This window comes from Wolbachia endosymbiont of Ostrinia scapulalis, from assembly GCF_023559145.1.
Lineage (GTDB): Bacteria > Pseudomonadota > Alphaproteobacteria > Rickettsiales > Anaplasmataceae > Wolbachia.
In genome coordinates, this window is record NZ_CP096926.1 from 489,319 (window position 1) to 505,426 (window position 16,108).

Consider the following 16,108-nt stretch of genomic DNA (forward strand, 5'->3'; position numbering starts at 1 on the left):
CTAATCCTTCTGTAAATATACAGTTTTGCCAGACACAACGGTACGTATTACGCGCCCTTTCACTTTGCGTCCATCGAAAGGGGAATTTTTTGATTTACTAGCAAAGTTGTCAACTTTAATTTTCCATTCATGATCCAAATCAACTAAAATTAAGTCCGCTGCAAGGTTTTTCTGTATGCGGCCACGTGGCACATGTATGATATCTGCAGGCTTATATGTCAATTTTGCAAGCACATCAAGTAGAACCATTTGTCCACTGTGATATAGTTCAAGTGAAATGGGCAGCATTGTTTCAAGGCCAACAATACCAAATGCAGCATTTTCAAGTGGCAAATCTTTAGAACTAAGATCATGCGGAGCATGATCGGTTGCAATACAATCAATCACACCTGTCTTTAAACCTTCAATCATAGCTAAACGATCTTCCTCTGTACGAAGTGGCGGATTCATTTTTGCGATTGCTCCATGTTGCTTTACTATATCTTCAGTTAAAGTAAAGTGATGAGGAGTTACTTCACATGTAACATTTAACCCCAAATCTTTTGCTCGTTTAATAGCATCAAGTGAATCTTTTGAAGAGACATGCAAAATATGGTAGTGTACATTTTCTATGTCCTTCATTAGTAGTATATCACGAGTTACCATAACCGATTCTGATGCACTCAAGATTCCTTTTACTCCCAATTCTTCAGAAATCTTACCCTCATTAATTGCGCCACCAGCAGATAGATTTAAATCTTCTGCATGTTGAGCAATAGGAACATCAAGCATACTTGAATAAAGCAGTGCCTGTCTCATAATCATTGGATTCATAACTGGCATACCATCATCGGTGAACCCAACCGCACCTGCTTCCTTTAAAAGCGCCATTTCAGTTAATTTTTCTTTCGAAGTGGTAATTTTGGCGTAAAATTCAACATTCACATGTGAAGTTTCAAGTGCTCTATATTTCAAATATTTAGCCAAGACAACACTATCAATCGCTGGAACAGTGTTTGGCTGGCAAACTACAGTTGTAACGCCTCCTACAGCTGCAGATTTGCTACCCGTATGTATAGTTTCTTTATGCTCTTGACCTGGTTCACGAAAATGCACGTGAATGTCAATAAGTCCTGGCATTAGAACAAGCCCTTTACAGTCTATTGTTTCATCAACTCCACTTGTTGAAAGTAATGATTCGCTAAAATCAACAATTTTATCCCCTTCAGTTAACAATGAACCTTTTATATCAAATTTAGTTTCCGGGTCAATAATACGAGCATTGATATACGCAATTTTATAGCCTTCCTTTTGGCCTTTCTGCAATAAATTCCAAGATTGTGTCATTATATTTAAGTATCAATTACAAAATAAATCTAAAGTTTTTTTAGTAAAACACAACCAAATTAAAGTGATGTTACAATAACTAGCAATGAAGAATATTTAAATTAATACTCAAGCAGCTACTCTACAACTAAACTAAAGAATGACTAAGATCATTCCCGATTTGACTAACTTCAACATTATTAAGTGCGGTATTTGCGTTATAAGAACAGTAACATCCTACTGCAAGAAAAGTTAATGCAGCTACAGCAAGCGAAACACACATTGCTAAATGAACCATTGTTAAACTTGTACCAACAGCAAATGCTCCAGATAATACAAAAGAAACAGAAGCATAATTACCTTGCCTTTTACTGTAAGTTCTTGCTTTCAAGAATTTTTCACTTAGCTCTTCATTCTTGCTTTCAAATTGCTTCTGTAGACTCTTCTCTAGTACTTCACTTTTGTTTTCAATTTCTTGCAGCTTTGTCTTTAAGTCGTTATTTTCATTTTCGCGTTGCATTATTTGATCAGCGAACGATTGTCTTGCATCATCCAGCTGCCCTTCCAACTGATCATTTTGTGTAGTCAATTGAGCTACCCGACCATTTAGCGTATCAGCAACCTGTGTTAATCGGGTTACTTCATCAGTTTTATCAGTTAGACCTTGCTTTGCATCATCCAGCTGCCCTTCCAATTGATTGTTTTGTATAGTCATTTGATCTACTTGATCTTTTAGCTTTCCAATCTCTTTTTTCTTCTTTTCAAGCTGAGCTCTTGCTTCATTAGATTCTTTGCTAAGTTGCATGACTTTACTAGTTTCTTCAGCTAGTTTTTGCTCTGATTCTACAAGTTGAACTTCTGTTTGCTCACATTTCCCTTCAAGCTCCCTTGCTTGACTAGACAAATTACTATTTTCCTGTTCAAGTTGAGCTTTTACTTCCCTTAGCCCTCTCTCACTCTCTCTGAATTGAGCTTTAGCATCCCTCAGCTCTTTTTCTGCAAATTCTACCTTTTCTTCTAGCTTAGTTTTTGCTTCCTCAAGTTTCTCCAGTCGATTAGCCAGATTACTATTCTTTCTTTCTAATTCAGCATTTGTTTCCTTAAGTTCCTTTATAGTATCATTAAGCTTGGTTACTGTTCTAGTTTGTTCATCCAGCTCTGCTTTCTTTTCTGCAAGCTGATCTTTTGTCCCTTTAAATTCTGCAGTAAGTTTATCTATTTGATCATTGAGTTGATTAGTCTTCTGTTGTTCTTGTGTTAATTTTCCTTTTTCATCATCTAGCTCTTTAGTTTTTCCAACCAAACTTTGTTGTATACTCTTTAACCTTCCCTCTAATTGAGTTTTGTCATTAGTAGGCTTAGCTACTTCTTGTTCTAGTAGTTTAATTTTCTCTTCTAATTTTGGAGCATATTGAATTGGTATCTCAGAAAGCTTAATGTCTTTATTTTCTTCCTCAACTTTTTTAAAGAACTCCTTATCATTCACATCGACATATGACAAAACTGCATGGTAAAATAGGCCAAAAATATAAGCAATATGACGATACTTAGATGGATTGTTATCTGATTTAAAATTTTCCTGCTCTACTTCCCGAACAAGGTTATAATAGATATTAATTCTATGATAGTGCAGTTCTAAGTACTCCAGAGTTTTACCTGTTTCTAATTTTAATGATTTACCTACATGTTTATAGTGCATACCAGCATTACCATGTGGCAAACATGGTACCGGATCTGATTGACAAGCTACTCTAATAGTCTTATTTCCAAGACACTGATTGTAAACTTCAGCGGCACCATTGTAGAAAACTCTTGGAGAGCCAAAAGTTGCAACATGAACATCTTCGGCATCTTCTGTTTTATTAAGACATAAAGCAGCGATATTAGCAAGAGCACCTCCCATGCTATGACCTGTAACATTAATTTTCAAATCTTTGATTGCTAATCCTTTATCATTAGCATGCCCTTTTAATATCTTATGCACACTGGGCCAAGAGCGTTTGAATAAAGAGTAAAAACCAGAGTGTACACGATGATCTTCAGGTAAAAATGACAATTAGCTAAAGATGCACGAAGATCTTCCTTTACATCATTTAAATCACGAGTACCATGGTAAGCTATAGTTACTTCCTGACCTTTAATAAAAACATAACCAGCATCTCGATTATATGAATTGCTACTCATTAAAGCATAAACGACATCTTGTTGCTCTAATTTATAGTCAGTATCCGAGCAATATTTGTCTTCAATGAGTTCATTGTCGTAAAATTTTATAATTTGATAACCTTCTTCTTCAAATTGCCTTTTAGTTTTGTACTCATCTTGCTTTAATTTTCTGTCCACATTACCGTAGGAAATCTTGCTAAAAGTACACATTTCTTGTAATTTTTCTTTATTAAATCCTGCAATTTGCCCTTTTATCAGATCAGCAAGGTCAAAAGCATCCTTTAATCCAGCACCTTTAAAATCTTCTATCTTCTTCCATGCTTTAATTAGGTCAGAAGTTCCTAGCCCATTAAGGTCAAAACTTTGAGCTTCTAATTCGTTCTTAAATGGTTCTAGCGCTTCAATTGCGCATTCTTTTATTTCATTACCACCAATATGTACAATACTATCGCTAATAGAATCCATACTTTGACCATGAGTAATACTTGGCATATTTTTTACCTACTATTTCATTTTATCAGGCTTAAGACTCTTATTTGTGACAACCACCGTATTTGCAATCTTATCATGCCAAGTTTGGCAACGTTTGTCGAAGCTTGCCCATATGAAACCTAAGAATAGTGGTGCAGTTGACAATATAAAGGAAAAAAACCTCTTTATTGCTTGTTTTAGAGTCAATTTTTCAAAAGTTTGTGCATTTACAACTCTGAGTCCAAGTAATAACTTTCCAGGTGTAGCGCCAAATCTTATCCACATATATGCTACATAACTAAAAAGCATAATAAATTGAACTATCTGATTTAGAACTAGTAACTTGATTAGCTTACTCTGCATTGCTGTTTCCTCTGCAGATAGTGGTACCTGCATTTGATATTTTGCAGCAATTTGGCCTAATATTTTACTGCTCTCTGAGCTCATGAAGAGTTGATTTAAGGTCTGACCGCAAAACTGCAAAAATAAAACGATGATGATTAAATCAAGCAGCACTGACAAATAGCGTCTAAGTCCCGTTACATAGCATATTCCATTATCATCCTTTTTCACTTTTTGAATAGCATTTATAGAAGAAAGAATGGAAAATAAACGATTAAAAATTTTATGTAACATATATGCATTTTCCAATGTTTGAGTGCCCCTGGCCGGACTTGAACCAGCATGCTTTTGCAAGCAACAGATTTTGAGTCTGCCGTGTCTACCATTCCACCACAGGGGCCTACTTTAATGCTATAAGCAACACAAGATTAGTCAAATTTTTTATCTTTTAAGTAAGGACTGAATATTCTACAATAATCAATCATTACTCTGAAAACTTAAAATGAATGAATTAGCTAATCTTATTGATTCAAGAGAAGAAATATGTAAATTGCCACACAATTTAGAAGCAGAGCAAATGCTCATTGGTGCAATGATTCGTGATAATAGAATTTGTGATGCAGTTGAAGATATAATTGCAGCAGACAATTTCTATGATCCACTACATCAAAGCATTTTTACCCAGATATCTAAAACCAGAAAACACGGCATAGTTGCCAATGAACTAAGCCTTAAGATGTTTTTTGAAAATGATAAAGCATTTGCCGAATGTGGTGGAGTTGAGTACCTAGCAAAACTTGCAGCAAAGGCAAGCATTGCGCTTGATATCTATAGCTTGACCAGAATAATCCGTGATACTTATTTAAGGAGATGCTTAATCAAGCTCGGGCAGGAGATAGTTGACGATAGTTACAACTACAACATTGAAAATCCTGCACAGGTACAAATTGAGCAGGCAATGACAAAGTTGTTCAACTTAGTAGTAAAAAAGCAAGGTGATAAGACATATATAAAGCTTGCAAGTTCAATTAAAGATGTGGTTGAGAAGATCAGCAAGCTGAAGAATAACCCAGAGGCTCTAGGTATTACAACCGGACTTCAAGACCTAAACCAGCTCCTTGGTGGTTTGCAGAAATCTGATCTGTTAATTATAGCTGCAAGGCCCTCAATGGGAAAGACAGCATTGGCGCTGAACATCGCACTTAATGCTTGTAAGATTTTGCAAAAAAGAACAGATAAACAACACTACGTAGCGTTTTTCTCACTTGAAATGTCAGCAGAGCAATTGACTGCAAGATTGATTACTATAGATTCAGGCATTGGTTATTATAAGGCACTGACTGGGAGAATTAGTGATTTTGAATTACACGAATTCATTAATGCTAGTACAGATCTATCCGAATTACCTTTCATCATAGATGACACTCCTGCATTATCAATTAGTGCTCTTCGTACCAGAATACGTCTTCTCTATCAACTATATAATGTAGAGGTGGTCTTTATCGATTATCTGCAGTTAATTCGAGGAACAACAAAAAGGAGTAGTGAAAATAGAGTGCAAGAAATCTCAGAAGTGACGCAGGGTTTAAAAGCAATTGCAAAGGAACTAAATATTCCCATTGTTGCACTATCACAGCTCTCTCGTTCTGTTGAGCAAAGGGATGATAAAAAACCACAACTTTCTGATTTACGTGATTCAGGAAGCATAGAGCAGGATGCGGATATAGTAATGTTCCTCTATAGAGAAGAATATTATGAATTAAGAAAGCAACCAAATGAAGGAAGTAATAAACATCGAGAGTGGCAAGAGAAAATGGAGAAAATTAGAAATATTGCAGAGCTGATCATTGCAAAACAAAGAAACGGGCCAATTGGCAGTGTGAAGCTACATTTTGACTCCAATAGAGGTGCATTTAAAGATTATACAGAAAGATATAGTCTGTAGCGGTTTTGAGTAATTCTGGAAGTGTTTAACAAACCATACGTGCCAAATTAAGAAGCTATCGTGAAACATAGCAATATTTAAGATTGGCATTTTATTTGTTACATTTATTTTTTTAGGAAATTCTTATCTAGGATAAGATAATTTTTTAGAAAGATCTATAAATTACTAACTTTATTACTTAATATATAAAATAGTTTTTTCCTATTTCCTTTCTTCCTTACGCCACTTTTTCTTAACTTGATGCGTATGGTTTATTTAACACTTCCGATATACAACTAAAAAATAGCAAATTCTCTATAACTTGAATATAATTTTAGCTTTACCTAAACAGAAAGATGAATTACTTAATGGATTTTGTTTTAATATCTCTTTCCTTGCCACTTTTTATTACTGAGAATTATTTGTTAATTACTGCGTTGATTCCACTTTTAAGTGCATTAGCTATTTCTTTTACTAGTAAATGGCCCAGATTGAACAATAGCATTACTGTTGTTTCTTCTATGCTTCTATTTGCGTATACATCTCTATGCACTTTATATTTGGTGTATGGTGATCATTCTCAATTTATTCTCATGGACTTTGGTAATAATTTGCATATTAGTTTAAAGTTAGAGTCTAGTGGAGCAATATTCAGTTTATTAATATCATTTTTGTGGGTACTAACCAGTATGTATGCAATATGTTATATGCGAAATAACTATGCTGATAGTAACTACTCGAGTTTTCTATGCTTTTTTTCAATAGCGATTAGCTGTGCAATGTTTATTGCTTTTTCTGGAGATTTGCTCACTACATTTGTCTTTTACGAGCTTCTAACTATTAGTACATACCCTCTGATTACTTACAACTCAACAAATGAATCAGTAATTGCAGGACGCTATTACTTTGGTTTACTATTTTTCTCTTCTTTAGTGTTATTTTTTCCTGCAATAGGCCTCTTATATAATGAATTCCATACTTTAGACTTTGTAAGAGGTGGAATATTCAAGTTTGATACTTCGTTCATAACTTTTATTGCAGTGTGTTTTGCTATGCTGATTTATGGAATAGGAAAAGCTGCATTAATGCCAATGCATTTTTGGTTGCCAAAAGCAATGGTTGCACCAACTCCTGTAAGCGCACTACTACATGCTGTTGCTGTTGTGAAATCAGGAGTGTTCATCATCATCAAAGTTATATTATACACTTTTGGCATCGATAATATGCAACGTTTTGCACAGCAAAGTTGGTTTGCTGGAGGATGGCTTCCGTACGCTGCTGGATTTACTATTATTACTGCATCGTTAATTGCATTAAAGCAAAAGGAATTAAAGAAATTGCTTGCTTATTCTACCATCTCTCAGTTGTCATATATTATATTGTTTGCTTCAATTTTTAGTGAATTCAGCATGAGGGTTGCAATTTTTCAATTAGTTTGCCACGCATTTGCAAAAATCACTTTGTTTTTCACTGCTGGAGCAATAATAACGAAAACAGGTGAGAAATACATAGATAGAATTCACGGTATAGGACGTAGTATGCCAATTAGTATGATAGCATTTACTATAGGTGCATTGTCCATGATAGGGGTACCACCTGCTCCGACTTTTTGGAGCAAATTTTTCATTTTTCGAGCTGTTTTTAACTCTAGTAATGTAACACTTTCTGTATTTGTAGCTCTGGTGTTAATTGTCAGTACTATACTCAACGCTCTATACTTCTTACCGATAATTTACAATGCCTTTTTCTTAAAACCTTCTAGAAATTATTTTATTAAAAAGACACCAATGCTTCTAATTTTACCTCCAGTTGTTACTGCTGTATGCACTTTAGTTATTTTTTTAGCTACCAAGTAATTTTTTAAATGTAATCACCTGTATTTATAGCCGTTAACAATAAATTTAAATGGTATTATACCAGTTAGAGTTGCTTTCATGTTTGATAAAGTAAATCTAACCTCCACAGCATAGTCTTTCATTTTCTTATTTTGCTCAGCTGCAAAAACTACAGTGGCATTTCCAGCAAATGTAACTAAGTCCTTGATCGATCGGTCAATAGATAGTGTTGTTACGTTTGTGTTGGTAATTTTTCTTGTGGATGAAACAGCTTCATTGTTTACTTTTTCCTGAAAGTCTTGATAGATTTTATATATAGAATTGTTTTTTATAAAATTTTCTTGATACTTTGGCTCAACAGTCCGAGAGGACTCATATGTTTCAATATATTTACTTATTAAATACCTTGCTATGGAAATGTACTCATCTTCTTTTTTACTAAAACTAAGTTTATGTATTGCAGAGAACTCATCTTCTGTGTGGTTCATATACTTCACAAAATTTAAATCTTTTTTAACAGGAAGTAATAGGTATATGTTTAGTAGTGATAAAAATAAACATACTAAGAGAAGTAACGCTATTAACGCCATCCAAGATCTTTCTACAACGCAGAACAGGTATCTGTGGCAATACCATTCAACTGCTTTCCTGAAGTAACTTTTGTTTTTTACTGATTCAAGTAATTTATCTTCCATAATACAAACCCAATTATATAATATACTGGATACTCTAAAAAACTTTAAAATATGTCTAAATTTTCCAAAATAGGATGAATTATTATATCACCTTGTTCTGCAATAAGGTGAAATTTATCAATTTTGCTCACATCTAAATTTATCATTTTTACACTGAAGCTTTCAGGATCATAAGTATTACTTTCTGCACTTTTGTGATAATTATAGTAGTGTAATTTATTTTGATCATCAAAATAACCAAATTCATCAGCAAGAGTTCCCACTTTTTTGCCTTTACCGTCTCTGACTAGCTCAAATAGATCAATTACATGGTTTTCAGATCCAGGCTCAATAGATCCTTCTACAGCAAAAAATTTAGGTGCATGACCAACATACTCCTTAAGTTTTAGATTATTAGTCTTTTTTATACTACCAAAATCCATGAGTTTATATTCATCTGAAAGACCAGAATATTGTGGATCATACTTTTTATATTCAAAAAACTCATTACCTAAAAAATTACAAAACGTTAATTTACAATCATCGTGATTGGATTTAACAACTTTAAAGTAATGAAAATCTCTAGGGATCTTTACTTCCTCTTTCGTAATATGATTACGTACAACAAGTTCATCATTAATCATATGATAGCCAATTCTTGGCAAAGTAGCTATATTGATTGCCTTATTTAGCTTAAAATTTGCCTCATAGATGCCACTTGATAGCTCCTTCCCTTTTTCTAAAGTGACGTCTTGATCTAAAGATGTATTCTTGATTAAACTCAATTCTTTCTGCATGTTCAGTATAGTGTTTGTTAAAACTTCTATTGATTGCCATACAGTTAATTTATTATCATTCAAGTTATATACTTTCAGTATTAAATTAGCAGAATTTTATCATAAATTTATGTTAAAAGTATTACATTTTTGTGTCATGATGTTAACTACATTAGCTAAAACATGCTTTTTATCTAAGCGAAATTGCTTTGCAGCAACGAAAAGTTCATCTATTTCTTTCCATTGACTTAGTAGAATTTCAACATTATTTACTTCTTTCTTTATACTTTCTAAAATGGAGGTTTGAATTATATGTGATGCTAGTTCTAGCTCAATCTCACTATTAATTATTTTATTAACTATATCAGAATTATTTAGATTACGGAAAAATGTATAAAAATGCTTATGTGACTCATAAGCACAACTGTTTATTGCATTTATTATTACTCCCGGAGTTCCAGGAAACAAAGTAATGATCTCACTAAATATTTTATCGTCGAATTTACACTGAGATGAAACAACCTGCTTTGTTTCATCGTAAGTTAATGGAAGTAAATTCAGCTGAAAACACCTACACCGGATGGTGGTTTGTACATCATATGGCTTATGGCTAATTACAAATATTTTAGAATTTTGTGGCGGCTCCTCTAATATTTTTAATATTGCATTTTTAGCATTATTAGTCATTGACTCTAAGCTATCTATTATAGCTATTTTATATTCTGATTGAATGGGGCTTAAGTGCAAAAAGTTTTTCATTTCTCTCACCTTTTCCACTCCTATTGTATCACCTTCAACAATGTGTAAGTCTAATGCTACTTCATCGTAATTTTTTATAAGAAACCAATTAGAAAAGGATTTTGCGAATGTTGCTTTTCCTATACCTTTTTTACCACAGATCAGCCAAGATTGAACAGACAAGTTGTTCATTATCTTTTTTTTTGCTTGGTTGTGGCCTATCACCTTTTTCATTCTTTCTCCTATAGATCTTAGTTTGAAAATTCGTTATTTATTGTTTGTAATGAAATTTTACCTTTTCTTAAAACCTTAATCTTGTCTCCAGTTAAGTCAATAATAGTAGATTCTATACCAGAAACTAATTCATCATCTTCAATTACTGCAGATAAGTGTTGCTTAATAGACTGAGGTATATCTCTTGCTTTGCATATACTTTTTTCTCCTGAAATGTTAATACTAGTTGCAACTACTGGAGTTTTCAGTTCATTTAATATTGAAATCGCAATAGGATGATCAGGAATTCTTATGCCTATACTATCTTTAAAGAACTCATTTGGTAATATACTGTTATCTTGAAGTGGTAAAATATAGGTCATTGGTCCAGGAGAAAAATAGTTTATTAAATCGATATACTCTTCCTTTACCTTTGCTATATTTATCAAACTATCAATATTACTAACAAATACAGAGAGCGGCTTGTTTTGAGAACGCTTTTTTATTCGATATATTTTTTCTATAGATTCGTTACCTAGCGCATTACAAGAAAGAGCATATACTGTCTCTGTTGGAAAGCATGCTAACAAATTATTTTTTATTGCATTTATTACTTCAAATACCATATAGCTAAAACTTATGTCTACAATAGCTCTGGGTTTACCGTTATCTCCCTATATGGTAGCAATTAAGATACCGAAATGGCTAGCACGCATCTGTTGTATACTTACAGTAAATTTTATTAGCAACTGCTCGTTTTTACAACAGATTTACTACAATCCGAACTCCTCATTAATTTTATCGACTATCGTCTGTGGTGGATCATCTCCCCATCCTGAATATAAAATCTCTCCATAATCTGCAACATCTATAGAGCCAGTTCTACTTTTTGCCAGAAACATTTCTCTTTTATCTTTATCAATTAATACATAGTGCCAAGCTGATCTTCCTCGATCTTTACCACGAACTAGATATATGAGATCTGATCTACTTCTTCTTGTTGCATCAGCAAAGGATCTTTCGTTGATAGTTCTGCTTTTACTCTTTATGCCGCCACTTTCAGAAAAAGCTTCCTTGGCTTCAGCTTTTTTGTTTGCCAATTCAGAAATTTTTCCTTTTGCTCCTAGTGCATGTTCTTTGGTATTTTGAGATGAATACTTACTGGAAAAACCTCCTCTTGTCTCATTAGAGGTCCTATTTGTAAAACGCTTAGTAAACGAGTTATCGTTATCATTTTCTGCCATAAAAGTCTCCAAATTTTAGATTGTAGAATCCAAATTTTTACTACACCCTATCATAGGTTAGTTATATTAATATGAATGAAGGATAATATAGTAATTATTACAGGAATTACAGCCTCAGGTAAATCAGAATTATGCGATAACTTGATAAAAAAGTATAAAAACATTAGCATAATAAACTGTGACTCAAAGCAGGTATACAAAGAGATTCCCGTAATTACTGCTCAACCACCAAAGCAGAAAGAATTTTATAGGCTATACGGTTATGTTTCAGCAAGAGAAAATTATTCCGTAGGTTTATGGCTAGAGGATTTAAAGAGGGAAGTTAACAACGCGCTGAAAAATTCACGAATACCCATCATCACTGGAGGAAGTGGGCTTTACATTAGCAGCTTAATCAAGGGATTATCATCGATTCCACAAATAAGCCAGGAAGTGAGAGAAAACGTAAATGAACTTAGGAAAAATTTAAGTAAAGAGGAATTCTACAAATTAGTGCTAAGCAAAGATCCAAGGATTCAAGGTAAAATATTTATTAATGACTCACATCGCCTCTCAAGAGCACTTGAAGTTATCACTGAAACTGGCAAGACAATCTTTGTATGGCAAGAAAATAGACAGCCTCCTTTGTTCAATAATTTTAAGGTATATACAATTCTACCTAAACGTGAGGATATATACCGAAAAATAAATTCTCGTTTTATTGAAATGGTTGAAAATGGAGCAATTGATGAAGTAAAAAACCTACTTAGCATGAACCCATCTCCACATTTGCCAGCTATGAAAGCACATGGAGTACCAGAAATTATAAGATACTTAAAAGGGGAGATTACTTTAGACGAAGCAATACAGATTGCTCAAACAAACACAAGGCATTATGCAAAACGCCAGTACACTTGGTTTAAAAATCAATTTCCGAATTCTCAAGTGATTGACTGTGCAAATAAATTGACAGAATTTTAGATATTTTAATTATTATGTATTATATTGCTATGCCTATGCAAACTTTTCTTGATAGTATTAAACTTTTTTCTTAAAGAACTTTCATCATTGCCTAAATTGTGATTATTAAATTCTTTGTAAAAATATTCTTACTTATGAAGCGCTACTATACCTGTAAGAGCCTTTATCACTAAATGAACTATATCACGCAATATTTCATCCTCAATTTTTCTATATTCTCTCACTAATCTTGTAACCACAATCTCCACTTTCATATCCTTGTATAGCTCTTCTCATAATAGTAGGAACAAGATAAGATAGTGATTTAGTGTAACAAGAAGGTAAAAATGCCAGCAGCGTACAGTTATGACTTAAGGAAAAAAGCCATTCAGGCGTTGGATGAAGGAGAGAGCAAAACAGCAGTAGCAAATTTTTGGCCCTCTCTAATAACTTCAACATCACTAAATTCAAGGGATTGGCCTTCTATTATTTGGAATCTTTCATGTCCTTTTCCTGCAACTAGCAGAATCATATTTTCATCATGTGCTATATTTATACCTTTCTCTATAGCTTTTTTTCTATCTCCTATCTCCAGTGCATCAGGGCAATGTAACAAAATATCGTGACGAATTTTCCCCGGATCTTCATCACGCGGATTGTCATCTGTGACTATAACTTTACCTGCAAGCATTTGTGCTATTTTACCCATCTCTGCACGTTTTGTTTGATCACGATTCCCGCCACAACCGAACACTAGAACTATCTTTTTATTGAAGTGCCATTTTAAAGACAACAGAGCTTGTTTGAGTGCACTTGGAGTATGAGCGTAATCGACAAATGCAAAAGTGTTCACTTTTTCCATTCTTCCAGATGGATAAGCGAGTTTATCTATACACATTCTTTGATAGTCCATACCAGATGAAATAACTATACCGATTGCACACAACAAATTATATGCTTGAAATTGCCCAAAAATCGGAAAAAATGCGTTATAAATTTCATCACCGACTTGAATTGTCAGGTATTGACCATTGGCAGTGGGTATCTGCTTTAATAAAGTAATGTCAGAGTTTTTTTTTCCATAGGTTATAACTTTGTTGCCACGCTTTTCAGCTATGTTGAGCAACTCTCCATATTCGCCTATATCTGCATTTAAAATCGCTGTTTTTTCTTTTGGCAATACCTCATCAAACAACCTTTTCTTGGCCTCAAAATACTCATCAATACTTTTGTGATAGTCCAAATGATCTTGAGAGAAATTAGTAAAAGCTGCAGCATTGAGCCTGAGTCCATGGATTCTGTATTGATCGATTCCATGGCTTGAAGCTTCTAATGCTAAGTGTTCTACGTTCTTATTATTTATGTCACGCAATGTGGAATAAAGATCATCTGCACTTGGCGTTGTAAGGCTATTATCTTTTCTATTATTATTGACACATGTTCCCAGTGTTCCTATAGACGCTGCATTATCTTGCCAAATCTGGCGACAAAATTCCACCACTGAAGTTTTACCATTCGTACCAGTTACAGCAGCAACATATTTAGGTTGTTTGAATTGATAAAACCTGCTGACTATTTCACTGTATATTCCTTGAGGGTCCGAATGGTAAAGCACTGCAAAACTTGGAGTACTTGTCATTCCAGTGCTTGACACTGGAATCCAGTTTTCATTATACAATTGTCTAGTATGCTTGTTTACAATCAAATTTTCTGGATCCCAGTGCCTGAGCACTGGGATGACATCTTTCTTGGCCCCTTGTATTACAACGTCTACACAGTTGTGTACACATCCATTAGGAAGACATGTTACGTGTTCTTTACTCCTTTCTGACACACAAACAAAAAGGTAACCTTCTTTAACTGTCTTAGGATTACATGTGACGCCTTTGATTTCAATATCAAAGTCAGTATTTACAATGTTATGCAGTAGCTCTTTCAGTCTCACAATCATCTTTAACACTTGAACATGGCAGTCTTATTAATGCAGTATTCAAGTCAAAAATCAAATCTTCAGGATCTTCTAGTCCGCAAAATATTCGCACAAAACTTCCACCATAATCTGAATTCATGACAGATCTCGACATAGATTTATGACCTATTGGTAGTATCAAACTGTCACATCCTCCCCAAGAAGCACCGATGCCGAAAACTTTCATGTGATCAACCATACAGCCTAGTTCTTCACATGAATATTCTCTATCGAGTACTATACTAAATACGCTACTTGCCCCTTTGAAATAACTTTTCCATAAATCATGCTGAGAATAGGAAAAAAGTGCGGGGTATAAGACTTTTTTGATTTTTGGATGTTTTTCCAGCCACTTTGCCACTTGCATTGCTGTACTTTGATGCTTCCTCATGCGTGTTTGCAGTGTTCTAAGTCCCCTGTGTGCAAGGTAACAGTCATGCGATTGAATGGTGACTCCATAATTTTTATAGCTCTCATAAAGCAATTTAAAAATTTTACTTTCAGCAACCATAGCTCCCATCACTAGATCTGAGTGACCGGCTAGATACTTTGTCACCGCGTATAGTGCAACATCAATTCCATAATCAAGCGGCTTAAACAACAAAGGAGTGGCCCATGAATTGTCACAAACGGTTACGATTCCACGTGCTTTAGCAACTTTTACTATATGCTCTATATTTGAAATCTCAAACGTTATAGAACCAGGAGTCTCAATCATGATGAGTGAAGTATTACTCTGAACTAAATCAGTTATATCCTGTGTCGGATTATAAAAAGTTACTTCTACTCCTCTTTTTGGTAGTTCATTTTCGGCAAATCTCTTTAGCCTATAATAACTATTATCTTGTATCAGGACATGTGAACCTGCTTTAGTGAAAGTCAAAATAGCAAAAGTAAGTGCAAATAATCCAGAAGGGTAGATGAGTGCTTGTCCCCTACCCTCAATTTCAGCCAGTGCATTTGAAAAATAATGAACAGTAGGCGTACCAACATTACTGTAACTGTAATCCCTTGCAACACCATCATTGATTACATCGTATATACTTTCTCCATTTGCTGCATTTAAGTAGTCCTTGTAAGTAGGAAATAATATAGTAGAAGAATGATAAACTGGTGGGTTCATCGACCCTTTATAATCATTAAATTTTCTTCCTGCTTTAACTAATAAAGACTCTTCGTTCATATTTTTATTATTTATTTTTTAGATTGTATTTGCTTTGCGTATACAAGTGAAGAGAAATCGCATGTAATCGCTCTATTTCACTCTTTAATAATTCATAGATCAATTTATGCCTCTTTAAAGAGCTCATTCCAGAAAAGTCGTTAGATATTAATACTAATTTGATATGTGAAGGTAGTGTCGAAGAAGAAGCAAAATAATGATCTACATGCTTTGCTGATTCATCGATAATATTAATATCAATTACACCTATTGAATCGCGTAATTTTTCTTCTATTGTCTTAATAATATCCACAATAGTTCCTTTAAGCAACAATACGCTCCTCTTGTCA

At 34.0% G+C, this 16,108-nt stretch carries 15 protein-coding genes and 1 tRNA gene; 3 read left to right on the forward strand and 13 right to left on the reverse strand.

The genetic code is table 11. The features are described 5' to 3' along the window. The 5 genes from M1L26_RS02510 to M1L26_RS02530 all read right to left on the reverse strand — a co-directional run bounded on the left by M1L26_RS02510 (window position 1) and on the right by M1L26_RS02530 (window position 4,684). Window positions 1-1,326 carry a dihydroorotase gene (locus tag M1L26_RS02510; RefSeq protein ID WP_211908323.1) on the reverse strand — a complete coding sequence of 442 codons (1,326 nt, stop codon included), beginning with the start codon at window positions 1,324-1,326 and terminating at the stop codon, window positions 1-3. Between the two features lie 127 nt (window positions 1,327-1,453). Continuing rightward, window positions 1,454-3,289 carry a TomO hydrophobic C-terminal domain-containing protein gene (locus M1L26_RS02515; protein WP_250120361.1) on the reverse strand — a complete coding sequence of 612 codons (1,836 nt, stop codon included), beginning with the start codon at window positions 3,287-3,289 and terminating at the stop codon, window positions 1,454-1,456. Continuing rightward, window positions 3,274-3,963: a peptidylprolyl isomerase gene (locus M1L26_RS06515; protein WP_250120362.1), complete on the reverse strand. Its 690-nt coding sequence runs from the start codon at window positions 3,961-3,963 to the stop codon at window positions 3,274-3,276. Before M1L26_RS06515 ends, M1L26_RS02515 begins: the two co-directional genes overlap by 16 nt. 12 nt (window positions 3,964-3,975) lie before the next feature. Then, window positions 3,976-4,578 carry an RDD family protein gene (locus tag M1L26_RS02525; RefSeq protein ID WP_211908320.1) on the reverse strand — a complete coding sequence of 201 codons (603 nt, stop codon included), beginning with the start codon at window positions 4,576-4,578 and terminating at the stop codon, window positions 3,976-3,978. A 23-nt stretch (window positions 4,579-4,601) separates the two neighbouring features. After that, window positions 4,602-4,684: transfer RNA gene (locus M1L26_RS02530), tRNA-Leu, on the reverse strand. 102 nt (window positions 4,685-4,786) lie between these two features. Between M1L26_RS02530 and M1L26_RS02535 the strand changes: the two genes are divergently transcribed. Both M1L26_RS02535 and M1L26_RS02540 read left to right on the forward strand, forming a co-directional pair. Next, window positions 4,787-6,229 carry a replicative DNA helicase gene (locus M1L26_RS02535; RefSeq protein ID WP_211908318.1) on the forward strand — a complete coding sequence of 481 codons (1,443 nt, stop codon included), beginning with the start codon at window positions 4,787-4,789 and terminating at the stop codon, window positions 6,227-6,229. A gap of 347 nt (window positions 6,230-6,576) precedes the next feature. After that, window positions 6,577-8,064, forward strand: a complete 1,488-nt coding sequence (locus tag M1L26_RS02540) for a proton-conducting transporter transmembrane domain-containing protein (protein ID WP_250120363.1) — start codon at window positions 6,577-6,579, stop codon at window positions 8,062-8,064. A 14-nt stretch (window positions 8,065-8,078) separates the two neighbouring features. Here the strand turns inward: M1L26_RS02540 and M1L26_RS02545 are convergent, their stop codons facing one another. From M1L26_RS02545 to M1L26_RS02565, 5 genes are all read right to left on the reverse strand, one after another. After that, window positions 8,079-8,738, reverse strand: coding sequence for a VirB8/TrbF family protein (locus tag M1L26_RS02545; RefSeq protein ID WP_211908314.1), 660 nt, complete (start codon window positions 8,736-8,738; stop codon window positions 8,079-8,081). Between the two features lie 44 nt (window positions 8,739-8,782). Then, window positions 8,783-9,577, reverse strand: coding sequence for a hypothetical protein (locus tag M1L26_RS02550; RefSeq protein WP_010407430.1), 795 nt, complete (start codon window positions 9,575-9,577; stop codon window positions 8,783-8,785). Window positions 9,578-9,613: 36 nt separating this feature from the next. Beyond that, window positions 9,614-10,465 carry a DNA polymerase III subunit delta' gene (locus tag M1L26_RS02555; protein ID WP_250120364.1) on the reverse strand — a complete coding sequence of 284 codons (852 nt, stop codon included), beginning with the start codon at window positions 10,463-10,465 and terminating at the stop codon, window positions 9,614-9,616. Window positions 10,466-10,482: 17 nt separating this feature from the next. Then, window positions 10,483-11,070: an L-threonylcarbamoyladenylate synthase gene (locus tag M1L26_RS02560; RefSeq protein WP_006013379.1), complete on the reverse strand. Its 588-nt coding sequence runs from the start codon at window positions 11,068-11,070 to the stop codon at window positions 10,483-10,485. Window positions 11,071-11,217: 147 nt separating this feature from the next. Continuing rightward, entirely contained in the window at window positions 11,218-11,688 is a 471-nt protein-coding gene (locus M1L26_RS02565; RefSeq protein ID WP_250120365.1) for a hypothetical protein, read from the reverse strand. A gap of 75 nt (window positions 11,689-11,763) precedes the next feature. Between M1L26_RS02565 and miaA the strand changes: the two genes are divergently transcribed. Further along, window positions 11,764-12,648: a tRNA (adenosine(37)-N6)-dimethylallyltransferase MiaA gene (miaA, locus tag M1L26_RS02570; protein WP_010407423.1), complete on the forward strand. Its 885-nt coding sequence runs from the start codon at window positions 11,764-11,766 to the stop codon at window positions 12,646-12,648. 367 nt (window positions 12,649-13,015) lie between these two features. On the opposite strand, the gene M1L26_RS02575 is transcribed toward miaA, so the two are convergent. From M1L26_RS02575 to M1L26_RS02585, 3 genes are read right to left on the reverse strand one after another with little or no spacing between them, the layout of a single operon-like run. Next, a complete protein-coding gene (locus tag M1L26_RS02575; RefSeq protein ID WP_250120427.1) occupies window positions 13,016-14,578 on the reverse strand; it encodes a Mur ligase family protein in 1,563 nt (520 codons plus the stop codon). Continuing rightward, entirely contained in the window at window positions 14,547-15,779 is a 1,233-nt protein-coding gene (gene metC / locus M1L26_RS02580) for a cystathionine beta-lyase (RefSeq protein ID WP_211908306.1), read from the reverse strand. Before metC ends, M1L26_RS02575 begins: the two co-directional genes overlap by 32 nt. A gap of 7 nt (window positions 15,780-15,786) precedes the next feature. Further along, window positions 15,787-16,071 carry a BolA family protein gene (locus M1L26_RS02585; protein WP_250120366.1) on the reverse strand — a complete coding sequence of 95 codons (285 nt, stop codon included), beginning with the start codon at window positions 16,069-16,071 and terminating at the stop codon, window positions 15,787-15,789. Window positions 16,072-16,108 lie beyond the last annotated feature (37 nt).

Coding starts and splice junctions, on each gene's coding strand:
- miaA (WP_010407423.1), top strand. CDS start 11,764: ATGAAGGATAATATAGTAATTATTACAGGAATTACAGCCTCAGGTAAA.
- M1L26_RS02560 (WP_006013379.1), bottom strand. CDS start 11,070: ATGGTATTTGAAGTAATAAATGCAATAAAAAATAATTTGTTAGCATGC.
- M1L26_RS02535 (WP_211908318.1), top strand. CDS start 4,787: ATGAATGAATTAGCTAATCTTATTGATTCAAGAGAAGAAATATGTAAA.
- M1L26_RS02525 (WP_211908320.1), bottom strand. CDS start 4,578: ATGTTACATAAAATTTTTAATCGTTTATTTTCCATTCTTTCTTCTATA.
- M1L26_RS06515 (WP_250120362.1), bottom strand. CDS start 3,963: ATGCCAAGTATTACTCATGGTCAAAGTATGGATTCTATTAGCGATAGT.
- metC (WP_211908306.1), bottom strand. CDS start 15,779: ATGAACGAAGAGTCTTTATTAGTTAAAGCAGGAAGAAAATTTAATGAT.
- M1L26_RS02555 (WP_250120364.1), bottom strand. CDS start 10,465: ATGAAAAAGGTGATAGGCCACAACCAAGCAAAAAAAAAGATAATGAAC.
- M1L26_RS02540 (WP_250120363.1), top strand. CDS start 6,577: ATGGATTTTGTTTTAATATCTCTTTCCTTGCCACTTTTTATTACTGAG.
- M1L26_RS02545 (WP_211908314.1), bottom strand. CDS start 8,738: ATGGAAGATAAATTACTTGAATCAGTAAAAAACAAAAGTTACTTCAGG.
- M1L26_RS02575 (WP_250120427.1), bottom strand. CDS start 14,578: ATGATTGTGAGACTGAAAGAGCTACTGCATAACATTGTAAATACTGAC.
- M1L26_RS02565 (WP_250120365.1), bottom strand. CDS start 11,688: ATGGCAGAAAATGATAACGATAACTCGTTTACTAAGCGTTTTACAAAT.
- M1L26_RS02510 (WP_211908323.1), bottom strand. CDS start 1,326: ATGACACAATCTTGGAATTTATTGCAGAAAGGCCAAAAGGAAGGCTAT.